The 26308-nt window shown below is 70.0% G+C and carries 17 protein-coding genes; 9 read left to right on the top strand and 8 right to left on the bottom strand.

The features are described from left to right. Positions 1–333: 333 nt before the first annotated feature. From VLK61_RS04645 to VLK61_RS04635, 3 genes are all read left to right on the top strand, one after another. Entirely contained in the window at positions 334–1608 is a 1275-nt protein-coding gene (locus VLK61_RS04645) for an ATP citrate lyase citrate-binding domain-containing protein (protein ID WP_325418774.1), read from the top strand. A 19-nt stretch (positions 1609–1627) separates the two neighbouring features. Beyond that, positions 1628–4327, top strand: coding sequence for a CoA-binding protein (locus tag VLK61_RS04640; RefSeq protein WP_325418773.1), 2700 nt, complete (start codon positions 1628–1630; stop codon positions 4325–4327). A 78-nt stretch (positions 4328–4405) separates the two neighbouring features. After that, positions 4406–6727 (top strand): NADP-dependent malic enzyme, encoded by a 2322-nt coding sequence (locus tag VLK61_RS04635; protein WP_325418771.1) that lies wholly within the window; start codon positions 4406–4408, stop codon positions 6725–6727. Positions 6728–6755: 28 nt separating this feature from the next. On the opposite strand, the gene VLK61_RS04630 is transcribed toward VLK61_RS04635, so the two are convergent. Together VLK61_RS04630 and VLK61_RS04625 are read right to left on the bottom strand one after the other, a co-directional pair. Beyond that, the gene (locus VLK61_RS04630) at positions 6756–8003 is read right to left on the bottom strand and encodes a nucleoside recognition domain-containing protein (protein WP_325418769.1); all 1248 of its coding nucleotides are present in this window, start codon (positions 8001–8003) and stop codon (positions 6756–6758) included. Between the two features lie 19 nt (positions 8004–8022). Beyond that, entirely contained in the window at positions 8023–8826 is an 804-nt protein-coding gene (locus tag VLK61_RS04625; protein ID WP_325418767.1) for an N-acetylmuramoyl-L-alanine amidase, read from the bottom strand. A gap of 105 nt (positions 8827–8931) precedes the next feature. Here VLK61_RS04625 and dacB point away from each other — a divergent pair, with 105 nt between their 5' ends. Continuing rightward, positions 8932–10440: a D-alanyl-D-alanine carboxypeptidase/D-alanyl-D-alanine endopeptidase gene (gene dacB, locus VLK61_RS04620; RefSeq protein WP_325418765.1), complete on the top strand. Its 1509-nt coding sequence runs from the start codon at positions 8932–8934 to the stop codon at positions 10438–10440. 28 nt (positions 10441–10468) lie between these two features. Here the strand turns inward: dacB and VLK61_RS04615 are convergent, their stop codons facing one another. The 4 genes from VLK61_RS04615 to VLK61_RS04600 form a co-directional block, all read right to left on the bottom strand. Further along, positions 10469–10972: a hypothetical protein gene (locus VLK61_RS04615; protein ID WP_325418763.1), complete on the bottom strand. Its 504-nt coding sequence runs from the start codon at positions 10970–10972 to the stop codon at positions 10469–10471. 165 nt (positions 10973–11137) lie between these two features. Further along, positions 11138–12190 carry a S66 peptidase family protein gene (locus tag VLK61_RS04610; protein WP_325418761.1) on the bottom strand — a complete coding sequence of 351 codons (1053 nt, stop codon included), beginning with the start codon at positions 12188–12190 and terminating at the stop codon, positions 11138–11140. 198 nt (positions 12191–12388) lie between these two features. Then, a complete protein-coding gene (locus tag VLK61_RS04605) occupies positions 12389–13003 on the bottom strand; it encodes a M15 family metallopeptidase (RefSeq protein ID WP_325418759.1) in 615 nt (204 codons plus the stop codon). 2 nt (positions 13004–13005) lie between these two features. Next, positions 13006–15759, bottom strand: a complete 2754-nt coding sequence (locus tag VLK61_RS04600; RefSeq protein ID WP_325418757.1) for a TonB-dependent receptor — start codon at positions 15757–15759, stop codon at positions 13006–13008. A 223-nt stretch (positions 15760–15982) separates the two neighbouring features. Here VLK61_RS04600 and VLK61_RS04595 point away from each other — a divergent pair, with 223 nt between their 5' ends. From VLK61_RS04595 to VLK61_RS04585, 3 genes are all read left to right on the top strand, one after another. Continuing rightward, complete coding sequence (locus VLK61_RS04595; RefSeq protein WP_325418755.1) at positions 15983–16960, top strand: succinylglutamate desuccinylase/aspartoacylase domain-containing protein; 978 nt, start codon at positions 15983–15985, stop codon at positions 16958–16960. A 160-nt stretch (positions 16961–17120) separates the two neighbouring features. Further along, positions 17121–17597 (top strand): VOC family protein, encoded by a 477-nt coding sequence (locus VLK61_RS04590; protein ID WP_325418753.1) that lies wholly within the window; start codon positions 17121–17123, stop codon positions 17595–17597. A gap of 90 nt (positions 17598–17687) precedes the next feature. Then, a complete protein-coding gene (locus VLK61_RS04585) occupies positions 17688–21182 on the top strand; it encodes an ATP-binding protein (protein ID WP_325418752.1) in 3495 nt (1164 codons plus the stop codon). A 22-nt stretch (positions 21183–21204) separates the two neighbouring features. Here the strand turns inward: VLK61_RS04585 and VLK61_RS04580 are convergent, their stop codons facing one another. Further along, positions 21205–21732: a DUF3455 domain-containing protein gene (locus tag VLK61_RS04580; RefSeq protein WP_325418750.1), complete on the bottom strand. Its 528-nt coding sequence runs from the start codon at positions 21730–21732 to the stop codon at positions 21205–21207. Positions 21733–21869: 137 nt separating this feature from the next. Beyond that, a complete protein-coding gene (locus tag VLK61_RS04575) occupies positions 21870–24566 on the bottom strand; it encodes a LuxR C-terminal-related transcriptional regulator (RefSeq protein WP_325418748.1) in 2697 nt (898 codons plus the stop codon). Between the two features lie 157 nt (positions 24567–24723). Between VLK61_RS04575 and VLK61_RS04570 the strand changes: the two genes are divergently transcribed. Both VLK61_RS04570 and VLK61_RS04565 read left to right on the top strand, forming a co-directional pair. Continuing rightward, the gene (locus VLK61_RS04570) at positions 24724–25506 is read left to right on the top strand and encodes an SDR family NAD(P)-dependent oxidoreductase (protein WP_325418746.1); all 783 of its coding nucleotides are present in this window, start codon (positions 24724–24726) and stop codon (positions 25504–25506) included. Positions 25507–25535: 29 nt separating this feature from the next. After that, positions 25536–26308: beta-ketoacyl synthase N-terminal-like domain-containing protein (locus tag VLK61_RS04565; protein WP_325418744.1), on the top strand; the 773-nt coding region annotated here is incomplete at its 3' end.

Here is a 26308-nt window from a genome sequence, read left to right as displayed (position 1 = left end):
GCGCCGCCGGCACCAGGATCTTCAGGCTGTCCAGCGCCATCGCGCTGGGGGCGGTGAGCAGCAGCGCACTGCCGGCGATGGCGGCGAAGAGCTGCCGCGTTGCTTGAGCGATCTTCATTTGGCTTGTCTCCATGGAAAGGGTGGCCGGACGATCTTGCTGCTGCCGCGCGGCGCCAAGCTTTCGCTGCGCTTTCAAATTGCCCGCTGCGATCTCAGTGGTTTCCCGAGTCGGGTAATCGATAGGACCGGATGAAAGAGTTTCGAAAGCGGGCCGGCGCGGCCGCCTCCTAGCATCCGCTCTCACATCCCAGCCACTCAGAACGAAGGACAGCAATGAACGTTACCGGCATGCTGCATGGCGCCCGTCTCCTCAAGTTGGCGGGCTTTCCCACCCCGGAAATCCTGGGCCCCGACGCGAGCGAATCGGACATCAAGGCGTTGATCGCCAAACACGGGCAGGTCTTTGTCAAGCCGGTCTTCAAGGGCGGCGTCGGCAAGAAGGGCAAGGCCGGCCTCATCGGCCGCGCCACGGATCTGAAGACCGCACTGGCGGAGAAGGAGCGGCTGTACTTCTGCGAACACCGGCACGGCCACCAGTTCGCCAAATCCAACGGCGTCACTTTCGAAGCCGGTGTCCCCGCCGAGCACGAGGTGTATTTCTCGCTCACCGACAACACCCGCTTTCGCGCGCCGACGATGACGCTCACGCATCACGGCGGGGTGGACATCGAGGAGCTGGACAAGACGCAGATCGTCAGCGTGCCGTTCAACCCGTTGACCGGCCTGAAGGCCTTTGTCGTCGCCAACGCGCTGTCCGAGTTGAAGGCGCCCAAGCAGATCATCTCGCCGCTGGTTCAGCACCTGCCGAACCTGTGGGACCTGTTCCACGACTACGGCATGACCACGCTGGAGCTGAACCCGATCCGCCTGCGGCCCGATGCCAAGGGCCGGCTGACGCCGGTGGCCTGCGACTTCAAGTGCGGCTTCGACCGCGACGACCCGCGCTGGCAGCGCCTGGACCTGCCGGCCGACCTGTTCACCGCCGATTCGTCCGATTTCGAGCAGGAGATCAACCAGCTGCGCACCTACCAGGGCCAGAGCGATGTCTACGTCATCAACCCGCAGGGCACGATCCTCGCGCCGACCTTCGGCGGCGGCGCGAATTCGCTGGTCACCGAGATGCTGGGCGACGACGCCATCATCTCGTCCGATTTCGGCGGCAATCCGCCCTACGAGAAGATGAAGTCGGTGGCCCGCATCTGCTTCAAGCATTGGCTCAAGCAGAGCAATGTGCTGTTCATCATCGGCGGCAAGAGCAACAACACCGACATCTTCGAGACCTTCCGCGCGATGGCCGATGCGCTGCGCGAGCACTTCGGGAAATACGGCGCGCAGCCGCTGTACGTGGTGGTCGGCCGCGGCGGGCCGAACCTGGTGCGCGGCATGGGCGTGATGCGCGACACCTGCGAATCGCTGGGCATTCCGTACCGCATCTTCGGCTTCGATTCGGCGATGAGCGAGGTGGTGGACTATGCGCGCCGCGTCGACGCCTGGATGCGCGGCGGCGGCCGCGCGCAGGTGGCGGCCAAGCAGAGCCAAGCGGCCTGATCAGCAACGGGAGCACAGCATGTTTCGAGACAGCGTCGGGCCTTTCAAGTACTTCACCGGCATCACTTCGCTGGCGCAGATCGCCACCCGCGAAGACCGCGTCTGCGTGCTCAACATCCTGGGCGGCGAGTCCAGCGAGGTCACGCCGGTCGGCCACAGCTGGAGCGGCGGCAACGTCGTCTTCGGCACCTCGCCGGGCCGGCGTGGCCAGGTGCTGGAAACGCCGGCCGGCAACATCCCCGTCTACAACAACGTGCGAGAAGGGCTGGAGGCCGGCCACCGCTTCAACTGCGGCGTGGTCTACCTGCCGCCCAGCGCAGCCGACGATGGCGTGGTGGAGTTGATCCGCGTCAACCCCGAGCTGAACAAGATCTTCATCCCGACCGAGAAGATGAGCGTGCACGACGCGCGCGAGATCCGCGCGCTGGCGCAGTCCCGCGGCATCGACATCTTCGGCGGCAACAGCCTGGGCGTGGCCGACAGCTGGAACCAGGTGCGCATCGGCGGCGCGCTCCGCGGCGACCGCCCCGGCGACACGCTGCGCAAGGGCTCGATCGCCATCCTGTCCAACTCCGGCGGCTTCACCACCACCATTGCGCAATACCTGCGCATGGGCGGCTGGGGCACGACGACACTGGTGTCCTCGGGCAAGGATGTCTACATCCATTACGCGGCGCCGGAGTTCGCCTTCGCCTTCGGCAACGACGAACGCAGCCAGGCCGCGGTGCTGTACTGCGAACCCGGCGGTTACTACGAGTTCGATGCCGAGTTCAGCAAGCCGGTGGTGGCCTGCGTGGTCGGCCGCTGGAAGAGCAAGCTCACGCGCGCCGTCGGCCATGCGGGCGCGATGTCCGGCGGCGGCGACGATGCGGCGTCCAAGGAACGCTGGTTCATGGAGAAGTTCGGTGTCGACGCACTGTTCACGCCGGACCGGCCGGTGTGCTCGGCCAAAGGCGCGGTGGTGACCAACATCGCGCTGATCCCGGCCGCGCTGAGCGCGGTGATGGCGCGCAACGGCGTCAAGCCCGATTTCGCGCCCGAAGGCACGATGGAGCTCAAGCCCTGGTTCGGCTCGAACATGGGCCTGGCGCTGCCCAAGGACATCGACCTGCCGGTGGTCCCCGCCGTGGCGCCGTATGACAGCCAGGTCGAGGCGCTGGCACGGCACGTGGGTTCGGTGTTCGCCCGCGAGAGCCTGAAAGACGCGTCGGGCGCCTCGCAGATGGACGCCAAGACGCAACTGACGCGCTTGAACGGCGTCTCGATGCTCGACGCCGCGCAGGTGCCGCTGGAAGGCAATGTCGGCCTGGCGCTGCTGAAAGAGACGGGGGGGCCGAACGACCGCAAGCTGGTCAACGTCGGCATCGGCGCCTTCCTCAACCTGCACGGCGATGCCACGCTGGCCGCGGCGCAGGCCGCGCGTGAGGCCGGCAATGCGCCGAACGCGGTGCTGGCCGCGGCGCTGGCGATCGTCGGACCACGCCGCACCGAGCGTTCGCGGGCTCTCACGCGCGAGCTGATCGAACGCTTCGCGCAGGCCGGCCTGCGGGATGCGCTGGATGAGCACTTCGACCTCACGCCGCTGCTGCAGGCCGGTGGCGCGACCCTGCTCGGCAGCGAGCCCGACCCGCGCGCCCAGGCCATGCTGGACGGGCTGCACGCGCGCGGCGCCCGTTCGGTCTTCGTGCGCTTCGTCGAATCACTCGGCGGCCATCCCAGCGCCGATGCGGTGCTGGCCGCGATCAGCGCCACGCTGGGCTGGGGCCCGCTGATGCGCAAGCGCGTCTCGCGCCTGACGGTGGAATGCCTGCCGGCCTGGCTGCAGCTGTTCGGCACGCTGCTGGGCGCGTCGGTCGATGCCTCGCGCCATCAGCCGACGCGCTTTTGCGGCATTGCCGAGGCCGAACTGCTGGGCCAGCGCTCGCTGGGCGAGGTGGCCTATGTGGCGCTGCTGCATGCCGCGCCGGGGGCCAGCGAGCTGTTCAGCTTCCAGACCCTGGTTGGCCTGCTGCTGTCCAACGGCCCGGGCACGATCTCGGCGCAGGGCGCCAAGGGGGCGGTGTCATCCGACGGGCCCGAGCAGCCCGAGCGCGTGCAGTTGAACAAGGGGCTGCTCGGCTTCCTCAGCCATTGTGGTTACGCCCATGGCGGCAACGGCTACGAAGGCGTGGCCTTCCTGCTGGACCAGTTCAAGGACAGCGGCCTGGCCGACCCCGGCAGCGCGGCGCACGGCGTGGACCTGGCCGCGCTGGTGGCGCGTTATGTCGATACCTATGCACGCTACAAGTCCGACAAGAAGCTCAGCGGCAACCTGGACATCCAGAAGATCCCCGGCGTCAACCACCCGGTGTTCAAGGACAAGCCGGTGAACCATGATCCGCGCGAAGTCTTCGTCGCCAAACTGATGGCCGAGCGCGGCGAGCACAACGTCTTTCACGACTTCTACCGCGCGCTGGTGCAAAAGCTCTACGACGAAGGCGTGTCGCGCAACGTCTACTGCGTGAACATCGACGCGGTGATCGCCGCGCTGCTGCTGAAGATCGTCTGGCCGGCCTACCGCAGCGGCAAGATCGGCGCCGATGCGCTGGAAACTGCTGCCTTCACGATCTTCCTGTACGCCCGCATGCTGGGTTGCGCCGCCGAAATCGACGACCACCTGAACCGCGGCCGCAACATGGACACGCGCGCGCCGGCTTCGGCCTGCCGCTTCGTGGCCTAGGGTGTCGGCTGATGCGCGCCTGCCGGCAGCTTGCGTACCATCTCTTTCCCGACCCATGCTGAGCAAGACAGGCCCCCGATGAGCGATTCCCTGCGCGACGACGCCCTCGACTACCACCGTCACCCGACGCCCGGCAAGATCTCGGTCACGCCGACCAAGCCCATGGCCACCCAGCGCGACCTGGCGCTGGCCTACTCGCCCGGCGTGGCCGAGGCGTGTATGGAGATCGTGCGTGATCCGCTGCTGGCCGGCGAGTTGACGGCGCGCGCCAACCTGGTGGCGGTGGTCACCAACGGCACGGCGGTGCTGGGCCTGGGCAACATCGGCCCGCTGGCGAGCAAGCCGGTGATGGAAGGCAAGGGCTGCCTGTTCAAGAAGTTCGCCGGCATCGACGTGTTCGACATCGAACTCGACGAAAACGACCCCGACGCGCTGATCGAGACCATTGCCCGCATGGAGCCCAGCTTCGGCGGCATCAACCTCGAGGACATCAAGTCGCCCGAGTGCTTCTACATCGAGCGCAAGCTGCGCGAGCGCATGAAGATCCCGGTCTTCCACGACGACCAGCATGGCACCGCCATCGTCGCCGCCGCGGCCATCCTGAACGGCCTGCAGCACGTGGGCAAGGACATCGGCCAGGTCAAGCTGGTCGTCTCCGGCGCCGGCGCGGCCGCGCTGGCCTGCCTGGACCTGGCGGTGAGCCTGGGCCTGAAGCGCGAAAACATCTGGGTCAGCGATGTGCACGGCGTGGTCTACGTTGGCCGCAGCGTGGACATGGACGACAACAAGGCACGCTATGCGCAGGAAACCAATGCGCGCACGCTGGCCGAGCTGCTGCCCGGAGCGGACATCTTCCTGGGCCTGTCGGCCGGCGGCGTGCTGAAGGCCGAAGGGCTGAAGCAGATGGCGCGCGACCCGCTGATCTTCGCGATGGCCAACCCGGTGCCGGAAATCATGCCCGAAGAGGCGCTGGCGGTGCGGCCCGACGCGATCATCGGCACCGGCCGGTCGGACTACCCGAACCAGATCAACAACGTGCTGTGCTTCCCGTTCATCTTCCGCGGCGCACTCGACGCCGGCGCGACGACGATCAACGAAGCGATGAAGCTGGCCACCGTGCGCGCTATCGCTGCGCTCACGCATGCCGAGATCCCCGAAACCGTGGCCCGCGCCTACGGTGCGGCCGGCCTGCGCTTCGGCCGCGACTACCTGATCCCCAAGCCCTTCGACCCGCGGCTGATCGCCGCAGTGGCGCCAGCCGTGGCCCAGGCGGCGATGGATTCGGGCGTGGCCAGCCGGCCCATCGCCGACATGGTGGCCTACCGCAACGGCCTGACGCGCTTCGTCTACCACTCCAGCTCTGCCATGCAGCCAGTGTTCGACGGTGCGCAGCGCGCGCCGCACCGGGTGGTCTACGCCGAGGGCGAGGACGAACGTGTGCTGCGCGCGGTGCAGGTGGTCGTCGACGAGAAGCTGGCCCGGCCCATCCTCGTCGGCCGGGCCGCGGTGATCGGCGAGCGCATCCGCGGTTTCGGCCTGCGCTTGCAGGCCGGGCGCGACTTCGAGCTCGTCGATGCCGACACCGATGCCCGCATCGGAGCCGCCGCCGAGCGCTACCACCAGTTGGCGCGCCGACATGGCGTGACGCCGGCCGCGGCCGAACTGGCGCTGCGCCGCAACCCCACCGCGCTGGCGGCGATGCTGGTGCACCGCGGCGAGGCCGATGCGCTGCTGTGCGGCATGCAGGGCCGCTACCGCGAGCACCTGGACACGCTGGCCACCGTGCTGGGTATGCGCGAAGGCGTGGAGACGCTGGCAGCGATGAACATGCTGATGCTGCCCGAGCGCACGCTGTTCATCTGCGACACCTACGTCAACGCCGACCCCACGGCCGAGCAGCTCACCGAGATTGCGGTGCTCGCCGCCGACGAGGTGCGCCGCTTCGGCCTCACGCCCACGGTGGCGCTGCTGTCGCATTCCAGCTTCGGCAGCGAGGACACGCCCAGCGCCCGCAAGATGCGCCGCGCGCACGAGCTGATCCGCTCGCTCAAGCCCACCTTCGAGGTGGAGGGTGAGATGCACGGCGACGCGGCACTGTCCCGCGAAGTGCTGGACCAGGTCTTCCCGGGCTCGGCACTCAGCCGCGAGGCCAACTTGCTGGTGATGCCGACGCTGGACGCCGCCAACATCACTTTCAACGTGCTCAAGGCGACTTCAGGGCGTGGCATCACCGTCGGCCCCTTGCTGCTGGGCCTGGCCAGCCCGGCGCATGTGCTGACACCGACCTCCAGCGTGCGGCGCATCGTCAACATGTCGGCACTGGCCTCGGTCGACGCCGCCGCGCAGTGGCGCAGCCGCACGGCGACCTCGATGCTGTCGCGCATCCACGCGGAGCGTTGAGGCGGCGGCCCGGCCGACCTGCCGGGCCTCAGCGGTAGAAGGCGTAGCCCACGCCGATCGCGCCGATCACGCCCACCGCGTCGGCGATGAGCCCGCAGGCCAGCGCCTGCCGGGTCTTCTTGATGTTGACGCTGCCGAAGTACACCGCCAGCACATACAGCGTGGTCTCGGTCGAGCCCTGCAGGATGGCCGCCAGCTGGCCGGGGAACGAGCCGACGCCGTAGGTCTTCATCACGTCGATCATCAGCCCGCGCGCGCCGCTGCCGGACAGCGTCTTCATCAGCCCGACCGGCAGTGCCGGCACGAAGTCGGCATTCAGGCCCAGTGCGGTGACCGCCGCGCCGATGCCGCCGACCACATAGTCCATGCAGCCGGTGCTGCGGAACACCGAGATCGCGGCCAGCATCGCGATCAGGTACGGGATGATCATCACCGCGACGCCGAAGCCCTCTTTCGCGCCGTCGATGAAGGCCTCGTAGACGTTGATGCGCCGCCAGGCGCCGACGGCGACGAACAACACGATCACGCCGAAGATCAAGCCGCTGCCCAAGGTGCCGATGGTCTGCGCCAGCTGCGCCGGGGGCAGGCCGCGCAGCGCGAAGTACAGCCCGCCCATCAGCGCCGCGAAGCCGCCGAAGAACAGCAGCATCGGCCACTGCAGCAGCCGGATGCGCTGCACCCAGGCGACGGCCAGCAGGCCGGCCGTGAACGAGATGAAGGTGCCGATCAGCGTCGGCAAAAAGATGTCGGCGCCGTTGAAGCCGACCAGGCCCTGTTCGGCGGCCAGGCTCTGGCGGATGGCGATCACCGAGGTCGGGATCAGCGTGATGCCGGCGGTGTTGAGCACCAGGAACATCACCATCGGGTTGCTGGCGGTGTCCTTGACGGGGTTGATCTCCTGCAGCTCGCGCATCGCCTTCAGGCCCAGCGGCGTGGCGGCGTTGTCCAGGCCCAGCATGTTGGCGCTGAAGTTCATCGCGATGCTGCCGCCCGCCGGGTGGCCGCGCGGGATGTCGGGGAACACGCAGCGGAACAGCGGCGCCATGCCGCGCGCGAAGAGTTCGATCATGCCGGCCTGTTCGCCGATCTTCATGATGCCCAGCCACAGCGCCATGATGCCGGCCAGGCCCAGCGAGATGTCGAAGCCCGTCCTGGCGGTGTCGAACAGCGCCGTCAGCACGGTGGAGAAGATCGCCGCGTCGCCCTGCAGCAGCTTGACCAGCGCGACGGCGAAGCCGATCAGGATGAAGCCGACCCAGACGATGTTCAGTGCCATGCTGTATATAAGTTAGCAATCAAGGTGCTGCACCCAGCACTTGCAGCATCGCCGCGGTCTCGGCGTCGGGCTGGCCGTCGTGGCGGGACGGCCGGTACTTCATCTGGAAGGCCACGATCACTTTGCGTGTTTCTTCGTCCAGCTGACCGTGCTGCGGCACGCGGTAGCCGACGTTGGCCAGCGCGCGCTGGAACCAGGCCACCTCGGGCAACTGCGCTTCGAAGGCGGCGCGGGCCTGCGCCACCTGGGCCGCATCGGGCCACGGAATCAGGCCTTCGGCGGCCAGCCGGTGCCAGGGAAACTGCGGCCCGGGGTCGACGCGGCGCTGCGGTGCGATGTCGCTGTGGCCGAGGATGCGCTCGGGCCGGATCTGGTGCCGCGTGACGATGTCCTTGATCAGCGGCAGCAGCGCCTCGATCTGCGCCGGTGGGAAGGGCGCAAACGCGGTGCTGCCGTCGGGCTGCGTGATGCGGCCGGGATTGACGATCTCGATGCCGATCGAGCTGGCATTCAGCAAGCCGTGGTTCTGCCAGAAGCTGACGCCGGCATGCCAGGCACGCCGGTCTTCATCGACGAGCCGGTAGATGCGCGGCGGGGTTTCGTCGCTCAGCAGGTAGTGCGCGGACACGTCCTGCGTGGTGAGGGTGTTCACCGCACGGGCCATCGTGCCGTCGGTGTAATGGAGGATCAGGAACAGCACGCGGCTGTCCTGGCCGCGCGCGCGGTAGGTGCTGGCGTCGATCCGCAGCGCGCCGGGCGGGGTGCCGCAGCCGGCCATCAAGCCCAGCAGCGCCGCGGCAAGCAAACAGCCTCTGCGAACCATCGTCGTGATCCTCGCGCCCCGTTTGTCGACGATCGATTGTGACGGAGCGCGCGTATCGCGCCGCCTAGAATCCTTGCCACCCGATCTTCCCGCGCCGCGGACCTGATGCTGCGACTGCTGATCATCCTGTTCGCCGCGCTGTCCGCGTTGCCTCTTGCGGCGGCCGGTCCGACGGCGCCGGTGGCGACGTTGCCAGTTCCCGTGGCGAAGTTGCCAGCGCCTGTGGCGCGGGCCCTGCGCGAAGCCGGCCTGCCCAGCGATGCACTGGCCATGATGGTGGCGCCGGCCGGCCGCGCGGGCCGGCCGTTCGCGCACCAGCCCGATCGGCCGATGCAGCCGGGCTCGACGATGAAGCTGGTGACCAGCGTCGTGGCGCTCGACCGGCTGGGGCCGAACCACCGGGGATTTACCGAGTTATTCATCACCGCTGCGCCGCAGCAATCGGTCTTGCCGGGCGACCTGGTGCTGCGCGGCGGCGCCGACCCCGAACTGGGCTTGCCGCAGCTGTGGCAGTTGCTGGCCGAGCTGCGCTGGTCCGGCGTGCAGGAGATCGGCGGCGACATCGTGCTCGACCGCAGCCTGTTCCGTCCGGCGCGCCCGGACCAGGGCGTGCCGCCCTTCGATGAAGCGCCGGAGTTCCCGTACAACGTGGTGCCCGATGCGCTGACCATCAACGGCAGCCTGATGGGGCTGGAACTGCGTGCCGACGACGTGATCGTGCAGGCGCGGCTGCTGCCGCCGCTGGACGGCATCGTGCTCGACAACCAGCTGGCGCTGAACGACCGCGCCTGCAGCGAGTGGGACGAGGACTGGCGCACGCCGCTGGTTCAGCCGCTGGCGGATGGCCGTGTCAGCCTGCTGCTGCAGGGCAGCTTCCCGCGCCGCTGCACGCAGCGCACGGCGCTGCAGCTGCTCGACCGCAACCAGCAGGCCGAGCGGCAGCTGCGCCTGATCTGGCACAGCCTGGGCGGCGTGTGGCGCGGCAGCGTGCGCAACGGCGTGCTGCCGGACGGTGCGCGGCTGGTGGCGCGCCATGAGTCACGGCCCTGGGGTGAATTGCTGCGCCAGCAGAACAAACAATCGGACAACCTGCTGGCGCGGCTGCTGTACCTGTCGCTGGGCGTGGCGGCCATGCCGGGCGAACCCGAGGCCACCACGCAGGCGCTGGCCGAGCGGGAGGTGCGGCGCTGGTTCGACGAGCAGCGCATCGACACCCGCGGCCTGGTGCTGGACAACGGCTCCGGCCTGTCGCGCAGCGAACGCATCACGCCGCGCCAGATGGTCCGGCTGCTGCAGGCCGCTCACCAAGGACGCCAGGCCAGCGAGCTGATGATGAGCCTGCCGGTGGCCGGCGTCGACGGCACGCTGCGCAATCGGCTCAAGACCAGCCCCGCGGCCGGCTGGGCGCGGCTGAAGACCGGCACGCTGCGCAACGTGGCGGCGCTGGCCGGCTATGTGCCGGATGCGCAGGGGCGGCTGTGGGTGGTGGTGGCGATGGTCAACCACGACGACGCGAAACGTGGTCGTTCGGCGCTGGATGCGCTGGTGGACTGGGTGGCGCGTTCGGGGTTCAACAGCGCGCGCGGCGTTGGGCCGCGCGCGCGACTGCCCTAGGAAAAGGTGCCATGCCCCCGCCTGGACCTCAATGAATCTGAACGAGCTTGCCGCGCAGGTTCGCAGGAACGTCCTGCAGCAGCAGGATGGCGATGCTGCCGTCGGTGCTGCGGTTGTTGTGCGCGGTGTCGGTGGGCATGGCCGCAGCCACGGCCTCCGGCGACAGCGTGTACATGTTGCCGCTCAAGGGGTCGACGGCAAACCAGCCGATGAGTCCGCCGAACACGAAGTTGCCGCCGATGTACCAACCGTTCGGGCGCGAGGCCACGGGAATGGTCTGTGTCTTGAAGCCGGGCTTCGAGATGGCGACCGTGAAGCTCTTGCCGCCCCAGTAGCGCCCGCTGCTCTTGTTGAGCGTCACGGACGTGGGCGTGGTGCCTGCAAAGACCTCCGTGCCGGCCTCGTCGGTGATGACGATCTTGGCCTCGCTGGGCGTGCTGGAGATCGGGATGGTCTGGGTCGGGCTGCCCATGATGGTTGCGCAACCCGACAAGGCGATGCCGAGCGATGCAATGAACAGTGCTTTTTTCATTGAGACGTGGTGTCCTGAGTTCCTCCCCCGCTATGAGTGCCGCTCGTGCCTGCGGAGTAACAGCACGACGCGGCGATGGTAGTGACACAAAGTAACGTTCGAAGTGAGTTGTTGTCGGCAGACAACGGGCTGAGGGCTAACTCCGAGGCGAAGCGGTGACAGTCTTCACGCCACGGCCGGCGACAGCAGCCGGATCGTGCCGGCCCCGGCATCGATCTCGGCCTCCAGCCCCACCGGCACGGTGAACTTGCGCCGGATGTGGCCGATCATCGCGCCGCGGTACACCGGCACGTTCAGCGGGCGGAAGTAGTCGTCGAACACTTCGTCGAGCGTCAGGCTGCCGAAGCTCTCGCCGGGGTTGCAGTTGGTGAAGGCACCGAGCACCACGCCGGCCAGACGGTCCAGCGCGCCGCTGAGCTTGAGTGTCGACAACATGCGATCGACGCGGTAGATGAACTCGTTGACCTCTTCGAAGAACAGGATCGCGCCGTCGAACGAGGGCAGGTACGCTGAGCCGGCCAGCGAGCTCAGCACGGCCAGGTTGCCGCCGACCAGCGGACCGCGCGCGATGCCGGGGCGCAGCGTCGTGATGCGGTCTTCCTTGGGCGCCGGCAGGTCGCCCAGGTCACGCGGGTTGCGCAGCGTCATGGCCTGCGCTTCCATCAGCACGCCGCGGAAGTGGCGCACGCTGAACTCGTTCCATTCCGAGGCACCGACCGGCGCGTGGAAGGTCACCAGGCCGGTTCGGGCATGGACTGCATTGATCAGCGCGGTGATGTCGCTGAAGCCGGCCAGCACCTTGGGTGTGCGGCGCAGCGCCGCGTAGTCCAGCAGCGGCAGGATGCGGTTGGCGCCCGAGCCGCCGGTGAGCGCCAGGATGCCGTGGATGGTGGGGTCGGCAAACATCGCGTTGAGATCGGCCGCGCGCTGGGCATCGGTGCCGGCGAAGTGGCCATGGCGGGCGCGCAGGTTCGCGCCTTCGCGGACCTTGAAGCCCAGCGCTGTCAGCGTTTCGGTGGCCAGCTCGTAGGGCTGGCGTTCGTAGATCGCGCTCGATGGGTTGGCCAGGCCGATGGTGTCGCCGGGCTTCAGGCGTGGGGCTTTGGTCAGCGGCAGGCGTTCGACGCGCGATTGCGCGAAGGCGGGCGTGCCGACGACGCAGGCCGCTGCGAGGCTGGCGCTGTGGGTGATGAAGTGGCGGCGGGCGGATGACGACATGGGGTCTACTGCTTTCGGCCCAATGCGGTCTTTGGTGGTTGCTGGAAGCGGACGCTTGGTCCGCCTTGCCTTGGCCGGTGAATCCTTGTTGCACTGCGCCGGGGCGGAATCCCGGCCACTTCCAAGTACTCCGCCATCGAATGGCGTCCCCGACCCAATGACAGCAACGGGCCGACCCCAGTCAGCCGCATCGTTGTGTCAGTACACACGCAGAAACTCCCGCCGCACCAGCTCGCGGTCGCCATGGTCGAAGTGCCACCACTCGGTGGGAATGCCATGGAAGCCGCCGTGCGCCATGGCCACGTAGAGCAAATGCCGTGCGTCGAGATGGGCGGGGGTCAGCACGCCGTTGGCCAGGTGCACGGCCTCCAGCGCCGGGTGCGAACGCGCGGTCATCTCGTCGAAGCCGGCGCCCATGTCGCACTCCTGGCCCTGTGGGTTCAGCAGGGCCACGTCCACCGCCATGCCGAAGGAGTGGATCGAGCCGCGGGTCGGCTCGGCGAAGTAGTGGGCCATGTCGGTGCCGGCGACGTCGGCCCAGATCGCTTCCTGCACCCGTTGCGGCCGCAGCGCGTCCAGCACCAGCAGGCCGTGGCCAGGATGCTCGCGAGACAGCCACGCGGCGGCGGCTTCCAGGCCGGCGGCGGCTTCGTTGCGCAGCCAGGCGCAGTCCAGCCCGACGTAGAGCGGCCGGCCGGCGAAGTTGTTGCTGCAGGCATAACGCAGATCGTGAGCGACACCGCGCAGTCCGGCCAGCGGCCGGAACGCCGGGTGCGTGGCGATGTCTTCGCAGCGGATCAGGCCACCTGTCACGTTCAGAGGAACTTGTAGTTCAGGCGCAGCGTGTAGGCCCGGCCGCGCGGATCGGCCACGCGCGGATCCCAGCCGGCGCCGGCGGCGAAGTCCAGGTTGTGCGCGGTGAAGGGCGGGTCGGTGTCGAGCAGGTTCTTGACGCCAAAAGTGAGCGACAGGTTCTTCACGCCGGTGTAGGTGAGCGAGGCGTTGTAGACCGTGTAGCTGTCGACATCCGGGTTGAAGCCCGCGGGCACCGTGCCGGCCGGCTTTTGATCCTTGTAGCCGGCGGTGTAGCTCTGCGACAGCGTGCCGCTCCAGGGCCCCAGGTTGAGCGTGAAACCCAGCTGGTGCTTCCAGCGCACGAACAGGTCGCGGTTGTTCCACTGGCCCACCGTCTCGACGTAGGCTTGCGTCGAGAAGATGCGCGAGCGGTGGCTGTCCATGTAGGTGCCCTCGAGCCAGGCGTTCCAGGTGACGCCTTCGTGCATCTTGCCGGTGGCCAGCAGATTGAGGTCGACACCGCGGGTGATGTCGCCGTCGGCATTGACGAAGCCGGCGCGGATGTAGCCGCCGGACCCGTCGAGGCGGCCGTTGCTGCCGCGCACCAGGCTTTCCGGGAAGGTGGTGTAGTTGGCGATCACCTGCTGCGGCGTCAGTTCGTAGATCAGGTTCTGGCGCTTGATCTCCCACAGGTCGATGCTGCCGGACAGCCAGTCGGCCGGCGAGAACACCAGGCCGATGGTCCATTGCTTGGACTCTTCGGGCTTCAGGTCCGGGTTGCCGCCGTTGCGGCCGTTCGGGCGGATGGCGCAGACCGACAGGTCGGCGCCCGGCGCGGTGGCACCGTTCGGGCACAGCTGCGGATCGGCGATGTTGCCCGGCACCTGCGATTCGGTGGTGGCGGTGAACAGCTGGAAGAAGCTCGGCGCGCGGAAACCGGTGTTGTAGGAGCCGCGCAGCGCCAGCTGCTGGATCGGCGTCCACTTGAAGCTGAGCTTGGGGTTGGTGGTGCCGCCGAAGTCGCTGTAGTCGTCGTGGCGCACGGCCACCGAGGCTTCGAGCTGCTTGAACACCGGAATCGCCAGTTCGGCGAACACCGCCTTGATGTTGCGCGAGGCCTTCGGGAACTGCGGGTCGAAGGGGGCCAGGAACACCGGCTGCGACGCGCGCGAGCCATCGTCGAACTGGTAGCTCTCCTTGCGCAGGTCGAAGCCCAGCGCCAGCGCCAGCGGGCCGGCCGGCAGCTTCATCAGCTCACCCGACAGCGTGCCGTCCAGCTCGGTGGTGCTGGACTTGCCGTCGAACAGCCGCGTGCCGGCCGCGCTGGCGCCGGCGAGCAGCTGCTGCGCCGCGGCGGTCTGGGTCTGCCCAGGCAGCAACCAGGGGTTGATCTGGCCGCTGGCCAAGGCGGCATTCAGCGGGTTGGTGAACAGGTAGCCGTCGACCAGCAGTGATGCGGCCTTGCTTTGCGCGCTGGACAAGCCGGTGCGGTAGTCCCAGCCGCCGAACACGCCTTCCAGCCCGGCCAGGAAACGGTAGCCGTCGGTGGTGGTCTCGATCGTGCGCTTGCCGCAATCGGTGCAGCGCCAGCGGTAGGCGATGGGCTTGGTCCGGTCGAAGCTCGGGATGTACGCCGACAGGTCCTGGTAGTACGGCCCGTTCACCGGGTAGGCGGTGGCCAGCGAGGTGGTGATCTGGTAGGGCTCGAACTGCTTGGTGGCGATCGAGCGCGAGGCCACGGCTTCGACGAACGCGGTGTGGTTCTGGCCCAGCGCAAATTCACCGCGGCCCACGAGGTTGGTGCGCTCTATCGGCTGGATCAGCACCTCGGCGCCGCCGTAGTCGTAGGCGCAGGCGTAGCGCGCACCGGGCGAGGCCCACAGCTGGTACTGGTACTGCGACATCGCCGGCACCGAATCGCATTGGCCTTGGAAGCTCAGCAGGTTGGCGCGGTTGAAGGTCTGCGTGCCGCCCTCGGGCGTCAGGAAGGTGGCGCCGATGGCGGTGCCGGCCAGGCCGGTCTGGCTGGCAAACGGTGCGCCGGCGGTGTCGGGCGACAGGCCGCGCTCGGGCTGGTAGCCATTCGAGAAGCCGCGCCTTTCGCCAGGCAGTTTTTCCTGCCGGTCGACCGTGAGGCTGGCCATCAGGTGCACGCCGTTGGCGCTGAGATCGCCCCAGCCGCCGAGCAGCGAGCCGCGGTAGATGTTGCCGCCGCCAGCTTCGGTGGCGTCGACGAAGGCGGTGGCCTCCAGGCCCCGGTAGTCCTTGCGCAGGATGAAGTTGATGACGCCGCCGATCGCATCGGTGCCGTAGATCGCCGAGGCACCGTCCTTCAGCACCTCGACACGTTCCACCGCCGCCAGCGGAATCCAGTTCAGGTCGACCGAGTTGCCCTTGGCGCCGTGCGCCGGGATGCGGCGTCCGTTCAGCAGCACCAGCGTGCTCGACGAGCCCAGCCCGCGCAGGTTGGCGCTGGAGTTGCCGTTGTTGTTGCGGTCGGTGGTGCCCAGCTGGATGCCGGCGTTGGACGACAGGTTGTCGGCGCCGGTGCCGTTGGCGCTGAGCCGCATCACCAGCTGTTCGGCACTGACGATGCCGGCGCGGTCGATGTCCTGGCGCGAAATGGTCTGCACCGGCAGCGCGCCTTCGGACTGCACGCGCTTGATGCTGGAACCGGTGATCTCCACCCGTTGCGGCGGCGCCGTCGGCTGGGCCAGGGCCGGCGCGGCCATGCCGATCAACGCAATGCCGCGAACCATCGTCTTCAGCTGCATGGGAAACCTCCGCTGGTCGTCGGCCGCGGTGCCGTGCGGTCGATGGGAAGCCCTGGACTTTCGTGGCCGGCAGCCCGTCGCGCAAGCACCCTGGCTGGCGCATGTTCCTTTCAAACAACTGTCCCGACCCGCTCACAAGCAAATGTGGCTCTGCCACTTTGCTTGACACCCTCGGGGGGCGGACGACGTATTCCGTCGGCCTGGGGGCGCTCACAATGCGCGCATGACCTCATCCCAAGCTCCCTCGCCGCTGGCCCCCTTCAAGTCGGTCAGTTATGCCGGCAAGAGCGCCGGATCCAGGCTGATCGTCACCGGGGCGGTGCACGGCAACGAGGTCTGCGGCCCACTGGCCATCCGCCGCGTGATGGCGGAGATCGACGAGGGCCGGCTGCGCATCGCGCGCGGTGTGCTGACGCTGGTGCCGGTGTGCAACGCATTGGCCCACCAGCGCGGCACGCGCGAAGGCGAGCGCAACCTGAACCGCGCGCTGATGCCGACCCCGAGCCCGCGCCAGTACGAAGACCATGTCGCGAACTGGCTGTGCCCGCTGCTGGCGCAGCACGAGGTGTTGCTGGACCTGCATTCGTTCCGCATGCCCGGCAAGCCCTTCGTGCTGGTCGGCCCGCGCGACAACACCGGGGCGATCGAGCCCTTCAGCCAGTCGGCCAAGGAAGAGGCGCTGGCCCGCCGGCTGGGCGTGGACCGCGCGGTCGACGGCTGGCTGGCCACCTACGCCCGCGGTGTCGAGCGCCGCCGCGCCGCGGCCGGGCCGGCAGTCGATTCATGGGATCTGAACCCACGCTACGGCGTGGGCACCACCGAATACATGCGCTCGCAAGGCGGCATGGCGCTGACGCTGGAATGCGGTGAGCACGGTGACCCGCGGGCGCCCGAAGTCGGCTACCAGGCCATTCGCCGCACGCTGGCACACCTGCGGCTGACCGACGAGGTGCCGCCGCAGGAGGTGCGGCCCATCGAGGCCTTGTCGATCCAGGAGGTCGTCGACAAGCAGCATGACGACGACAGCTTCGTGCGCGACTGGCAGAGCTTCGACCGCCTGCGCGCCGGCGAGCGCATCGGCACCCGCGCCGACGGCCAGGCGGTGTACGCGCCGGCCGACAGCTGGATGCTGTTTCCCGACGGCACGGCGCGGGCACGCGACGCGTGGTTCTACCTGGCCGGAGCCAGCACGCGGTTCTAGGGGGTTTGCAGGCGCTGCGGGTTGCCGCGGCGGGCAGGCGCGAGGAAAGTTCGTGCGGACGTGTCGATGGCCGAGGCCCTGGTTCGTCGTGGGGGTGGGGCGCTCGCGACAGCGATCGCGGCGCCGCTTCGCACGACCAACCCTGTCACCTCAAGGAGTCATGACCATGTCCACCGTGAAGCCCATTCCGGAAGGTTTTCATTCACTGACCCCGCACCTGGTCTGCGCCGGCGCCGCCGACGCGATCGGCTTCTACCAGAAGGCCTTCAACGCCGTCGAGCAGATGCGCCTGCCCGGCCCTGACGGCAAGCTGATGCACGGCTGCGTGCGCATCGGCGATTCGATGCTGATGCTGGTCGAGGAGAACCCGGCCTGGGGCACGCTCGGGCCGCAGGCCCTGAAGGGCTCGCCGGTGACGATCCATCTGTATGTCCCGGATGTCGATGCCGCGGTCGCGCAGGCGGTGGCCGCCGGCGCCACGGTCAAGATGCCGGCGGACGACATGTTCTGGGGCGACCGCTATGCGGTGCTGCAGGACCCGTTCGGCCACAGCTGGTCGCTGGCGACGCACGTGCGCGATGTGAGCCCGGAGGACATCCAGAAGGCCATGGCGCAGATGTCGCCGAACTGCGGCTGACAGCGGCGGTACCCGCGGGCCCGGGCAACGCGCCCCGCCCGTGCGCCCCGCCTGCGCGTTGAGGGGCGGCAGGGCTGGCATGATCGCCGCATGCTGGCGCTGGATCTGCTGGGCCCCGTCGTGCTGCGCCGAGATGGCGCGGCCCTGCCGCTGAACATCAGGAAGACGCAGGCCCTGCTGGTGCTGCTGGCGTTGGGCGGGCGCAGCGGCCGTACGCGCATCGTCGGCCTGCTGTGGCCGACGCTGGACGAAAGCAGCGCCCGGCGCAATCTGCGGCGAGAGTTGGCGCGGCTGCGCGAAGCCGGTGCCGATGGCTTCGTGCAGGCCGAGGGCGACAGCCTGGCGCTGGCCGCGCAGGTCGTTTGCGATGCCGCGCTCTTCGGCGCCACGTTCCAGCGCGGCGACGCGGCGGCGGCGCTGGCGCTGTGGCGCGGCGAGCCGGCCGCAGAACTGGTGCTCGACGGCGACGACGGCAGCTTCGCCGACTGGCTGGCCGCCGAACAGCTGCGGCTGGCCGACCTGCGGCGCCAGGCGCTCGAGGCGGCCGCCGCGCAGTGCGAATCCACCGCGGCCTGGCAGGCGGCCGCCGACCACCTGCAGATGCTGCTGGCCAGCGACCCGCTGCAGGAGCGCCACCACCGCGCGCTGATTCGCGTGCTGCTGGCCGCCGGCCGGCGCGAGCATGCGCTGGCGCAGTACCAGCGCTGCAAGCGCCTGCTGGCCGATGAGCTGGGCCTGGCGCCGATGGCCGAGACCGAAGCGCTGCTGGCCGCGGCCCGCGCGGCGCCCGCGCCGGGCGCTGTGCCGGATGCCGCGGCGAAGGCCGCGCGCCATGCCGCACCAGACGCCCCGCCCGATGCCGCAGCGCGAGCGCCCGCCCTGCCGCTGCGCTTGCCCGGCGAACTGCCCTTCGTCGGCCGCGCGGCCGAGGCCGAGCGCATGCAACGGGCCTGGTCGCGCGGCCAGGCGATGCTGATCGTCGGCGAGGCGGGTGTCGGCAAGACCCGGCTGGCCACCGATTTCGCCGCCTCGCAAGGGCCTTACGCGCTGGTGCGCTGCCAAAGCGGAGACCGCGAGCTGGCCTTCGGCGCCTTCGCCCGCGCGTTGCGCGTGCTGGCCGGCCAGCCGCCGGACCCGCGCGGCCTGGACGGCTGGATCGTCGCCGAACTCGCCCGCCTGCTGCCCGAGCTGGGCCCGGCGCCGCCGCCATTGCGCGCCGAAGCCGAACGGCTGCGCTTCGACGAGGCCTGCATCCAGGCCTGGCTGGCCCTGTCGCGCGGTGCCTTCGACGCCATCGTGCTCGACGATTGGCAGCTCGCCGACCCGGCCAGCCGCACGCTGCTGGCGCGGGTCGCCGCCCGCCGGCGCGAGGCCGGCGAAGCGGGCAAGTGCGGCGAGGGCGGCGCGATCGAACTCGTGGCCTGGCGCGGCGCACCGGACGATCCCGAGCTGCTGGCGCTGGCCGAGGCCTTGGGCGCCGAGACCCTGGTGCTGGCGCGCCTGCCGCTGGCGGCGGTCTACGCGTTGCTGCGCCAGCTGTCCGGCGCGGCCGATCCGGCGCGCTTCAGCGAACGCCTGCACGGCGCCACCGGCGGCCATCCGTACTTCGTCGCCGAGACGCTGCGTGACCTGGCCGAACGCGGGCTGCTCGAGGGCGATGCCGACGGCCACTGGCGCACGCCCTTCGACACGGGTACACAGGACGACCACGAGCTGCCGCTGCCCGCCAGCGTGCGCGACGCGGTGCTGGCGCGGGTGCGGCGGCAGGGCGCATCGACCATCCGGCTGCTGGAGGCCGCGGCGCTGGCCGGCGAGCCCTTCGGCGCCGCCTGGCTGGCCTCGGCCTGTGCCTTGTCGGAGCTGGAGGCGCTGCAGGCGCTGGAGCAGGCCGCGTCGGCGCAGCTGGTGCGTGTGCGCGACAAGGGCGGCTACGTCTGGGCCCACGATCTGGCGCGCCAGGCGCTGGACTCGGCGCTGGAGCCCACGCGCCGCCGCCTGGTGCACCACCGGCTGGCCTTGGCGGCCGAGCCGCTGGGGGCCAGCGCCGAGGCGGCGCGCCACTTCGAGGCCTGCGGCGAGCCGCGGCGCGCCGTCGCGCACCGGCTGGCCGCCGGCGACGCAGCGCGCGCGCTGGCCGCGTTGGACGACGCGGCGCGGCACTGGCAGCAGGGCCTGGCCGACGATCCGACACCGCCGCAGGCCGCCGCGCTGCTGGCGCGGGCGCTCGAAGCCGCGCAGGGCCTGGGGCGCCCGGCCGAGGCCGAGACCTGCCGCCGGCGCTTGGAAGCGCTGCGTGCCGGCGCCGCGCTGCCGCCTGCGGCCGACGTCGAAGCCGGCCACGCGCTGGCGCGCTACCTGGTGCGAGGCGAAAGCGCCCAGGCCGCGTTGACGGTGCTGGACACGCTGCCGCCGCCCACTGACGACGCCACCCGGCTGCGCCGGCTGATCCTGCGCATGGACGCGCTGCAGCAGCGCGGCCGCATCGACGAGGCGCGCGCGCTGGGCGACGAGGCGCTCGTCATCGCCCTGCCGGCGCAGCCCGAGCGCGCCGACCTGCTGGGCTCGCTGGCGATGCTGGAGTTCTCCGCCGGCCGCTTCGACGCCGCGGTCGAGCGCGCCGACCGCTTCGTCACGGCCAGCCGGCAGCGCGGCGACGGGCTGCTGATCGCCCGCGGCCTGCAGCTGCGGGGTGCCTTCCAGGCCGAGCGCGGCGATGTTGGCGCGGCCGAGGTCGACCTGCGCGAAGCGGCCACGCTGGCCGGGCGTTTCGGCAACCGGCCGACGCAGTTGTTCGCGCTGTACAACCTCGCGGTCACCTTCTTGCAGCAGACGCGTGCCAACGACGCGCTGGCGGTGGCCCACGAAGGCTGGGCCTTGTGCGCCGAGCAGCCGGCCAGCGAAGCCAGGACCATGTTCCGCGCCCTTTTCATCGACGCGTACTTCACGCTCGGCGACTGGGGCCGGGCCTGGGCCCATGTCGAGCCGGCCATCGCCGAGGTGATCGCGATCGGCCAGCCGATGTCGATCGCCGGCATCGCGATGGCGGTGCTGGAGCCGATGGCGGTGCTGGGCCAATGGCCGCGTGCAGCGGCGCTGCTGGCGGCGCTGGACCACGACGCGCTGGCGCAGTCGCCGCAGGCCGGGCACCCGGTCTGGCTGGCCTGCGCCGTAGCGGCGCTGCTGCGCGGCGATGTCGGTGAAGCGGGCACCTGGCTGCAGCGACTGGGCCCGCCGGCGGCGATCGAGAACCCGCGCGTGCGCCATCGGCTGCTGCTGGTCGACGCACAGCGGCGCTGGCACGACGGCGACAGCGCCGGCGCGCTGACGCAGCTGCCGCCCGACGATGCGACCGGCATGAACGACGAATTGCGCTTGCGTGTGCTGGCGCTGCGCTGCCGCGCCGGCGCCGACGCGGCGCAGCAGGCGCGGGCGGCGCTGGACGACCCGCGCACGCATGCCACGGCCGGGCTGGAGCTGGCGCAGGCCCTCGGTGGCGATGTGCTCGCCGCGCGCTTGCAGCGCCTGGCCGACAGCCTGGCCGACTGGCCCGAAGCCCAGACCAGCTTGCGCGCCACCTGGCGCTGATGGCGCCAGCCGCGACGTGGGCTCAGGCCGAGAACAGCACGTAGTCCGCCGTGTAGGGCACGCGCGTGCTGCGGCCCAGCGTGCCGGCATCGCAGCCGGCCGCTGGCGCCGCGCCGCCGATGGTGTTGAGGCGCTGCACGCTGCTGACCTTGGCAAAGCGGCCGTCGCTGCCTACCGAGCGTGTGCTCAGCAGCAGCCAGGGGATGGCGCCGGCCAGCGGCGCATCGGCGCGCGCTTTTACGGTGCCGACGATCTTGCTGCCGTCCAGTGCCTCCCAGTGTGGGCCGGCGTAGTGTTTGCCGGCGGGCTGGCCGGCCGTGTCCAGCAACTCGGCCTCCGGTGCGACGAAGGCCCATTCGGTGCCGACGGCACCCCCGGCCTTGGCACGGCATTCGTAGATCTGCACACCACGGGCTGCGACGCGGCCGATGGCTTTTTCACCGGCCGGCACCAGGTTGGCGGGTACCGGCGTGTCGATGGGCGCGCTGGCGCAGGCGCTCAGCAGCAGGGCCAGCAGGCCGTGGCAGGCGATGATTGGGCGTTGGGTCATGGTGCAGGCTCCCCGGAGCTTGTGGTGTATGAGCGATCCCCGTCCGATCAGGACAAGGCTGCGTAACCGTACACGTTGGACGGCATGCTGTACATCATCAAGACGCCGTTGATGGCGGTGTCGGGCTGATGGGCGACTCAGGCGATCACCCGCAGCCTGCGGGCGATGGCCACCGCCTGCGTGCGGCTGTGCGCGCCGAGCTTCAGGTTGATGTTGCGCAGGTGGGTGCGCACGGTGCTGTCGGAGATGAAGAGTTTTTCGGCCATCGCGCTGTTGGAATAGCCCTCGGCCAGCAGCTGCAGCACGCGGATTTCCTTGTGCGTCAGCGGCTCGGTGATGTCGCCGGGCGTGCTGGCCGCGGCGGCCGGCTCGCTGTCGTCGGCCAGCGCGGCGCTGCCGTACTGCGCCAGCAGGCGCTGCATGAAGTCGGCGACGATCGGATCCTCGGGCCGGCGGCTGTCTTGCGCCGCGGCACGGGCGCGCTGGACCAGCGGCGCCAAGGCCGGGCCTTCGTCGAGGATCAGGCGCACGAAACCTTCGCGGCTGGCCTGCTGCAGCAGCTCGGCCATGGTGGCCTGGGCGCCGGCCGGGTCGCCGCTGCGCTGGCGGGTCAGCGCCAGCAGCACGCGCAGTTTCAGCGCGCGGTGCTGGCTGCCGGTGGCCTCTGCGGCGGCCAGCGCGGCTTCGGCGCGCGGCCGTGCGGCGCGGGCGTCGCCGAAGTGGATGTCCCAGCGCAGACGGCCGATCAGCAGGTCGTCCACGTCGTGGGCCTGCAGCTGCTGCACGCGCGCGGGTTGCCATACCGCGGGGTCGTCGGCGCGGTTCAGCTCGTCCCGCGCGGCCAGGCCATGGCCCTGCAGCAGCAGCATGCGCGCACGCTCCAGTTTGGCGCTATGCACGACGCGCGGCAGCTGCCGGTGGTGGCCCAGGTACTCCAACGCGGTGAGCAGTTCGAACGCGGCGTCGACATCACCGCGCTGGAAGGCGATGCGGGCGCGCATGCGGTGGCTGGCGATCATGTGATCGGGCAGGCCGACATCGCGCGCCAGCGGCAGGTAGACGTTCAGCAGGTGTTCGGCGGTGGCCAGTTCGTTGGCTTCGTACACCGCGCCGGCATACAGCACGCCGGCCCAGGCATTGCCGTGGGTGTGGGTGTACGCCGCCGCATGCGGCGTGGCGCTGACGGCCATGCGAAAGCGCGCGGTGGCCTGGCGCAGCCGGCCCGCCTTCAGGTCCAGCACGCCTTCCACCGATTCGGTGTACATGCGGTTGAAGCTGCTGCCGCCTTGTGTGCGGCGCGCCGCGTCGAGCAGGCGATGTGCTTCGCCGGGCTGGCCCATGATCGAGACGATGTGGGCCATGGCGTTGGACAGCACGCTGTCGGCAAACGGCCGGCAGCTCGGCAGCCGGCCCAGGCTCAGCCGGCCGGCGTCATAGGCGTCTTCGTGGCGGTCCATCATCGCCAGCAGCATCGGCCGCAGCGCGTTGACATGGGCCTGCACCTCGGCGTCGCCGCTGCGCAGGCAGCCCGAGGCTTCGAGCTGTGCGTTGGCGCCCCAGGGGCCGTGCGTGAACAGCTGCGCCCAGACGGCCACCACCTGCAGCAGCGGCTGCTCGCGCAGGCGCTCGGGCGGCATCGCGCTGAACCAGCGGTCCAGCAGGCGCATGCGGCCCTGCTCGAGAAAGCCCTCGGCATGCCGGGCCAGCAGGTGCAGCGCGTGCGGGTGGTCGCCGCCTTCGATGGCATGGTCGATCGCCGGCACCGGCCGGCCCTGCGCTTCATACCAGCCGGAGGCGGCCAGGTGCAGGCGGGCGATGTCGTCCGGCTGCTCGCGCTGCAGCTGGGCGCGCAGGAAATCGGCAAACAGGCTGTGGTAGCGGTAGCTGGGCGGCTCGCCGGCGGGGTCGGCGATCGGCGTGACGAACAGGTTGGCGGCCTCCAGCCGCTGCAGGACACGCGCGCAATCGACGCGTGGCAGCAGCGCCCGGCAGACCGGCGCGTCCAGCTGGCGCAGCAGGCTGGTGCGCAGCAGGAAGTCGCGGATCTCGGGCGGTTGATGGGCCAGCACGTCTTCGGCCAGGTAGTCGGCCACCGCACGGTTCGAGCCGGAGAAGCGTTCGACGAAATCGTCCGCCGCGCCGCGCCGTTCCAGTGCCATCGCCGCCAGCCACAGCGCGGTGATCCAGCCTTCGGTCTTGTGGTGCAGCTGGCTCAGGAGGCCGGCGGGCAGCGCCGGGCCGGCGCGCAGGCGGAAGAACTCGGCCGCTTCGGCAAGCGAGAAGCGCAAAAGTTCGGCATCGATCTCCAGCAGCTGGCCGCGCGCGCGCAGCCGGCCCAGGCCCAGGTCCGGCAGGCTGCGCGAGCCGATCACCAGCTGGCCGCGGCGCGGCAGGTGCTCGATGATCTCGCGCAGCAGGCCCAGCACCGCGGGCTCCTGGATCAGCTCGGCGTCGTCGAGGAACAGCGTGAACGGCAGCTCGTCGCGGGCCAGTGCCTCCAGCGCATCCAGTGGCGCGCTGCCGTTGCCGGTGGCGCCGCCATGGGCGCTGCCGACACGCGGCTCCAGGCCCAGCTGGGCCACCGCGGCGGCCAGGCCGCCGAGGAAACGCGGTACGTCGTTGTCGGCCCGGTCCAGCGTCAGCCAGGCGGTGTTGATGCCGGCGGCTTCCAGCCGTTCGCGGGCCTGCAGCATCGCGGTGGTCTTGCCGAAGCCGGCCGGCGCGCGCACCAGCACCAGCTTGACCGCGGCGGCCGCCAGTACGCGTTCGGCGATGGCGCCGCGTTGCACCTGGTTCGCGCGGCTGCCGGGCGGCTGCAGCTTGGAGGCGGGCATCACCGGGGCCGGGTGCTTCGGGGCGGTCGGGGAGGGCGGCATCGGCAAGGGGACGGATGTAGCAGGGCACCGAACCGTCGCTTTGGACGATTCTCGCGCGCGGGGCAGCGGCCTAGAGTGTGCGCTGTACTTTCGCTGCACGAGGACACCCCCGACCATGCAACTCGATTCGACGATCAGCGCCGTGATCACCGGCGGGGCCTCCGGGCTCGGCGCCGCCACCGCCCGCCGGCTGGCCAGCCGCGGTGTCAGGGTGGCCTTGTTCGACCTGAACGCCGAGGCGGGCGAGGCGCTGGCCAAGGAGCTCGGCGGTGTGTTCTGCAAGGTCGACGTGACCTCGGAAGAGCAGGTCGATGCCGGCTTCGCGAAAGCCCGCGCAGCCATCGGCCAGGAGCGCATCCTGGTCAATTGCGCCGGCACCGGCAACGCGGTGAAGACCGCCAGCCGCGACAAGACCACCGGCGAGATCAAGGCTTTTCCCACCGCCAACTTCGACCGCATCATCCAGATCAACCTGGTCGGAACCTTCCGCTGCATCGCCAAATCCGCCGCCGGCATGCTGAGCCTGCCCGCGCTGGCTGGCGGCGAGCGCGGCGCGATCATCAACACCGCGTCGGTCGCCGCGCAAGACGGGCAGATCGGCCAGGCCTCGTATGCGGCGTCGAAGGCCGCCATCGTCGGCATGACCTTGCCGATTGCACGCGACCTGATGGGCGAGGGCATCCGCGTCAACACCATCCTGCCGGGCATCTTCAACACGCCGCTGCTGCAGGGCGCGCCGGAGCACGTCAAGGCCGCGCTGGCGGCTTCAGTGCCGTTCCCCAAGCGCCTGGGTGACCCCGACGAATACGCGCACCTGGCCGAGACGATGATCACCAACGGCTACTTCAATGGCGAGAGCGTGCGCCTGGACGGCGCGATCCGCATGGCGCCGCGCTGACCCCTCTTTCCACCTCAGGAGCAAACACCATGGCTGAAGCCTTCATCGTCGCCGCCGTGCGCACAGCCGGGGGTCGCCGCGGCGGCCGGCTGTCCGGCTGGCACCCGGCGGACCTCGGCGCGCAGGCGCTGAATGCGCTGGTCGACCGCACCGGCATTGACCCAGCGCTCGTCGAGGACGTGATCATGGGCTGCGTGATGCAGGTCGGCGAGCAGTCGAACAACGTCGCGCGCAATGCGGTGCTGGCGTCGAAGCTGCCCGAATCGGTGCCCGGCACGACGATCGACCGGCAATGCGGCTCGTCGCAGCAGGCGCTGCATTTCGCGGCGCAGGCGGTGATGTCCGGCGCGATGGATTGCGTCATCGCCGCCGGCGTCGAGAGCATGACGCGGGTGCCGATGGGCAGCGCCAGCGCACTCGCGCGCAAGGCCGGCATGGGCTACTACATGAGCCCGGAGATGCAGGCGCGCTACCCCGGCATCGAGTTCAGCCAGTTCACCGGCGCCGAGATGATGGTGAAGAAGTACGGCCTGAACCGCGAGATGCTCGACCGCTACGCGCTGGACAGCCACCAGCGTGCGATCGCCGCCACCCGTGGCGGCGCCTTCACGGCCGAGATTGTGCCGGTGGCCGTTCGCAAGGCCGAGGGCAGCGGCGAGGTGTCGCACAGTAGCGAGATGCACACCGCCGACGAAGGCATCCGCTTCGACGCGACGATGGAGTCCATCAGCAGCGTCAAACTGCTGCAGGAAGGCGGCAGCATCACCGCGGCCAATGCCAGCCAGATCTGCGACGGCGCCAG

Origin of the sequence: Aquabacterium sp. (assembly GCF_035476535.1) — a bacterium.
GTDB lineage: Bacteria > Pseudomonadota > Gammaproteobacteria > Burkholderiales > Burkholderiaceae_C > Pseudaquabacterium.
This window is presented reverse-complemented; position numbering and strand designations above follow the sequence as displayed.

What these genes read in the sequence shown, in the direction of transcription:
- VLK61_RS04630 (WP_325418769.1), bottom strand. Translation starts at nt 8,003, where the DNA reads ATGGCACTGAACATCGTCTGGGTCGGCTTCATCCTGATCGGCTTCGCC.
- VLK61_RS04580 (WP_325418750.1), bottom strand. Translation starts at nt 21,732, where the DNA reads ATGACCCAACGCCCAATCATCGCCTGCCACGGCCTGCTGGCCCTGCTG.
- VLK61_RS04645 (WP_325418774.1), top strand. Translation starts at nt 334, where the DNA reads ATGAACGTTACCGGCATGCTGCATGGCGCCCGTCTCCTCAAGTTGGCG.
- VLK61_RS04600 (WP_325418757.1), bottom strand. Translation starts at nt 15,759, where the DNA reads ATGCAGCTGAAGACGATGGTTCGCGGCATTGCGTTGATCGGCATGGCC.
- VLK61_RS04595 (WP_325418755.1), top strand. Translation starts at nt 15,983, where the DNA reads ATGACCTCATCCCAAGCTCCCTCGCCGCTGGCCCCCTTCAAGTCGGTC.
- VLK61_RS04640 (WP_325418773.1), top strand. Translation starts at nt 1,628, where the DNA reads ATGTTTCGAGACAGCGTCGGGCCTTTCAAGTACTTCACCGGCATCACT.
- dacB (WP_325418765.1), top strand. Translation starts at nt 8,932, where the DNA reads ATGCTGCGACTGCTGATCATCCTGTTCGCCGCGCTGTCCGCGTTGCCT.
- VLK61_RS04615 (WP_325418763.1), bottom strand. Translation starts at nt 10,972, where the DNA reads ATGAAAAAAGCACTGTTCATTGCATCGCTCGGCATCGCCTTGTCGGGT.
- VLK61_RS04610 (WP_325418761.1), bottom strand. Translation starts at nt 12,190, where the DNA reads ATGTCGTCATCCGCCCGCCGCCACTTCATCACCCACAGCGCCAGCCTC.
- VLK61_RS04570 (WP_325418746.1), top strand. Translation starts at nt 24,724, where the DNA reads ATGCAACTCGATTCGACGATCAGCGCCGTGATCACCGGCGGGGCCTCC.
- VLK61_RS04625 (WP_325418767.1), bottom strand. Translation starts at nt 8,826, where the DNA reads ATGGTTCGCAGAGGCTGTTTGCTTGCCGCGGCGCTGCTGGGCTTGATG.
- VLK61_RS04575 (WP_325418748.1), bottom strand. Translation starts at nt 24,566, where the DNA reads ATGCCCGCCTCCAAGCTGCAGCCGCCCGGCAGCCGCGCGAACCAGGTG.
- VLK61_RS04585 (WP_325418752.1), top strand. Translation starts at nt 17,688, where the DNA reads ATGCTGGCGCTGGATCTGCTGGGCCCCGTCGTGCTGCGCCGAGATGGC.
- VLK61_RS04635 (WP_325418771.1), top strand. Translation starts at nt 4,406, where the DNA reads ATGAGCGATTCCCTGCGCGACGACGCCCTCGACTACCACCGTCACCCG.
- VLK61_RS04590 (WP_325418753.1), top strand. Translation starts at nt 17,121, where the DNA reads ATGACCATGTCCACCGTGAAGCCCATTCCGGAAGGTTTTCATTCACTG.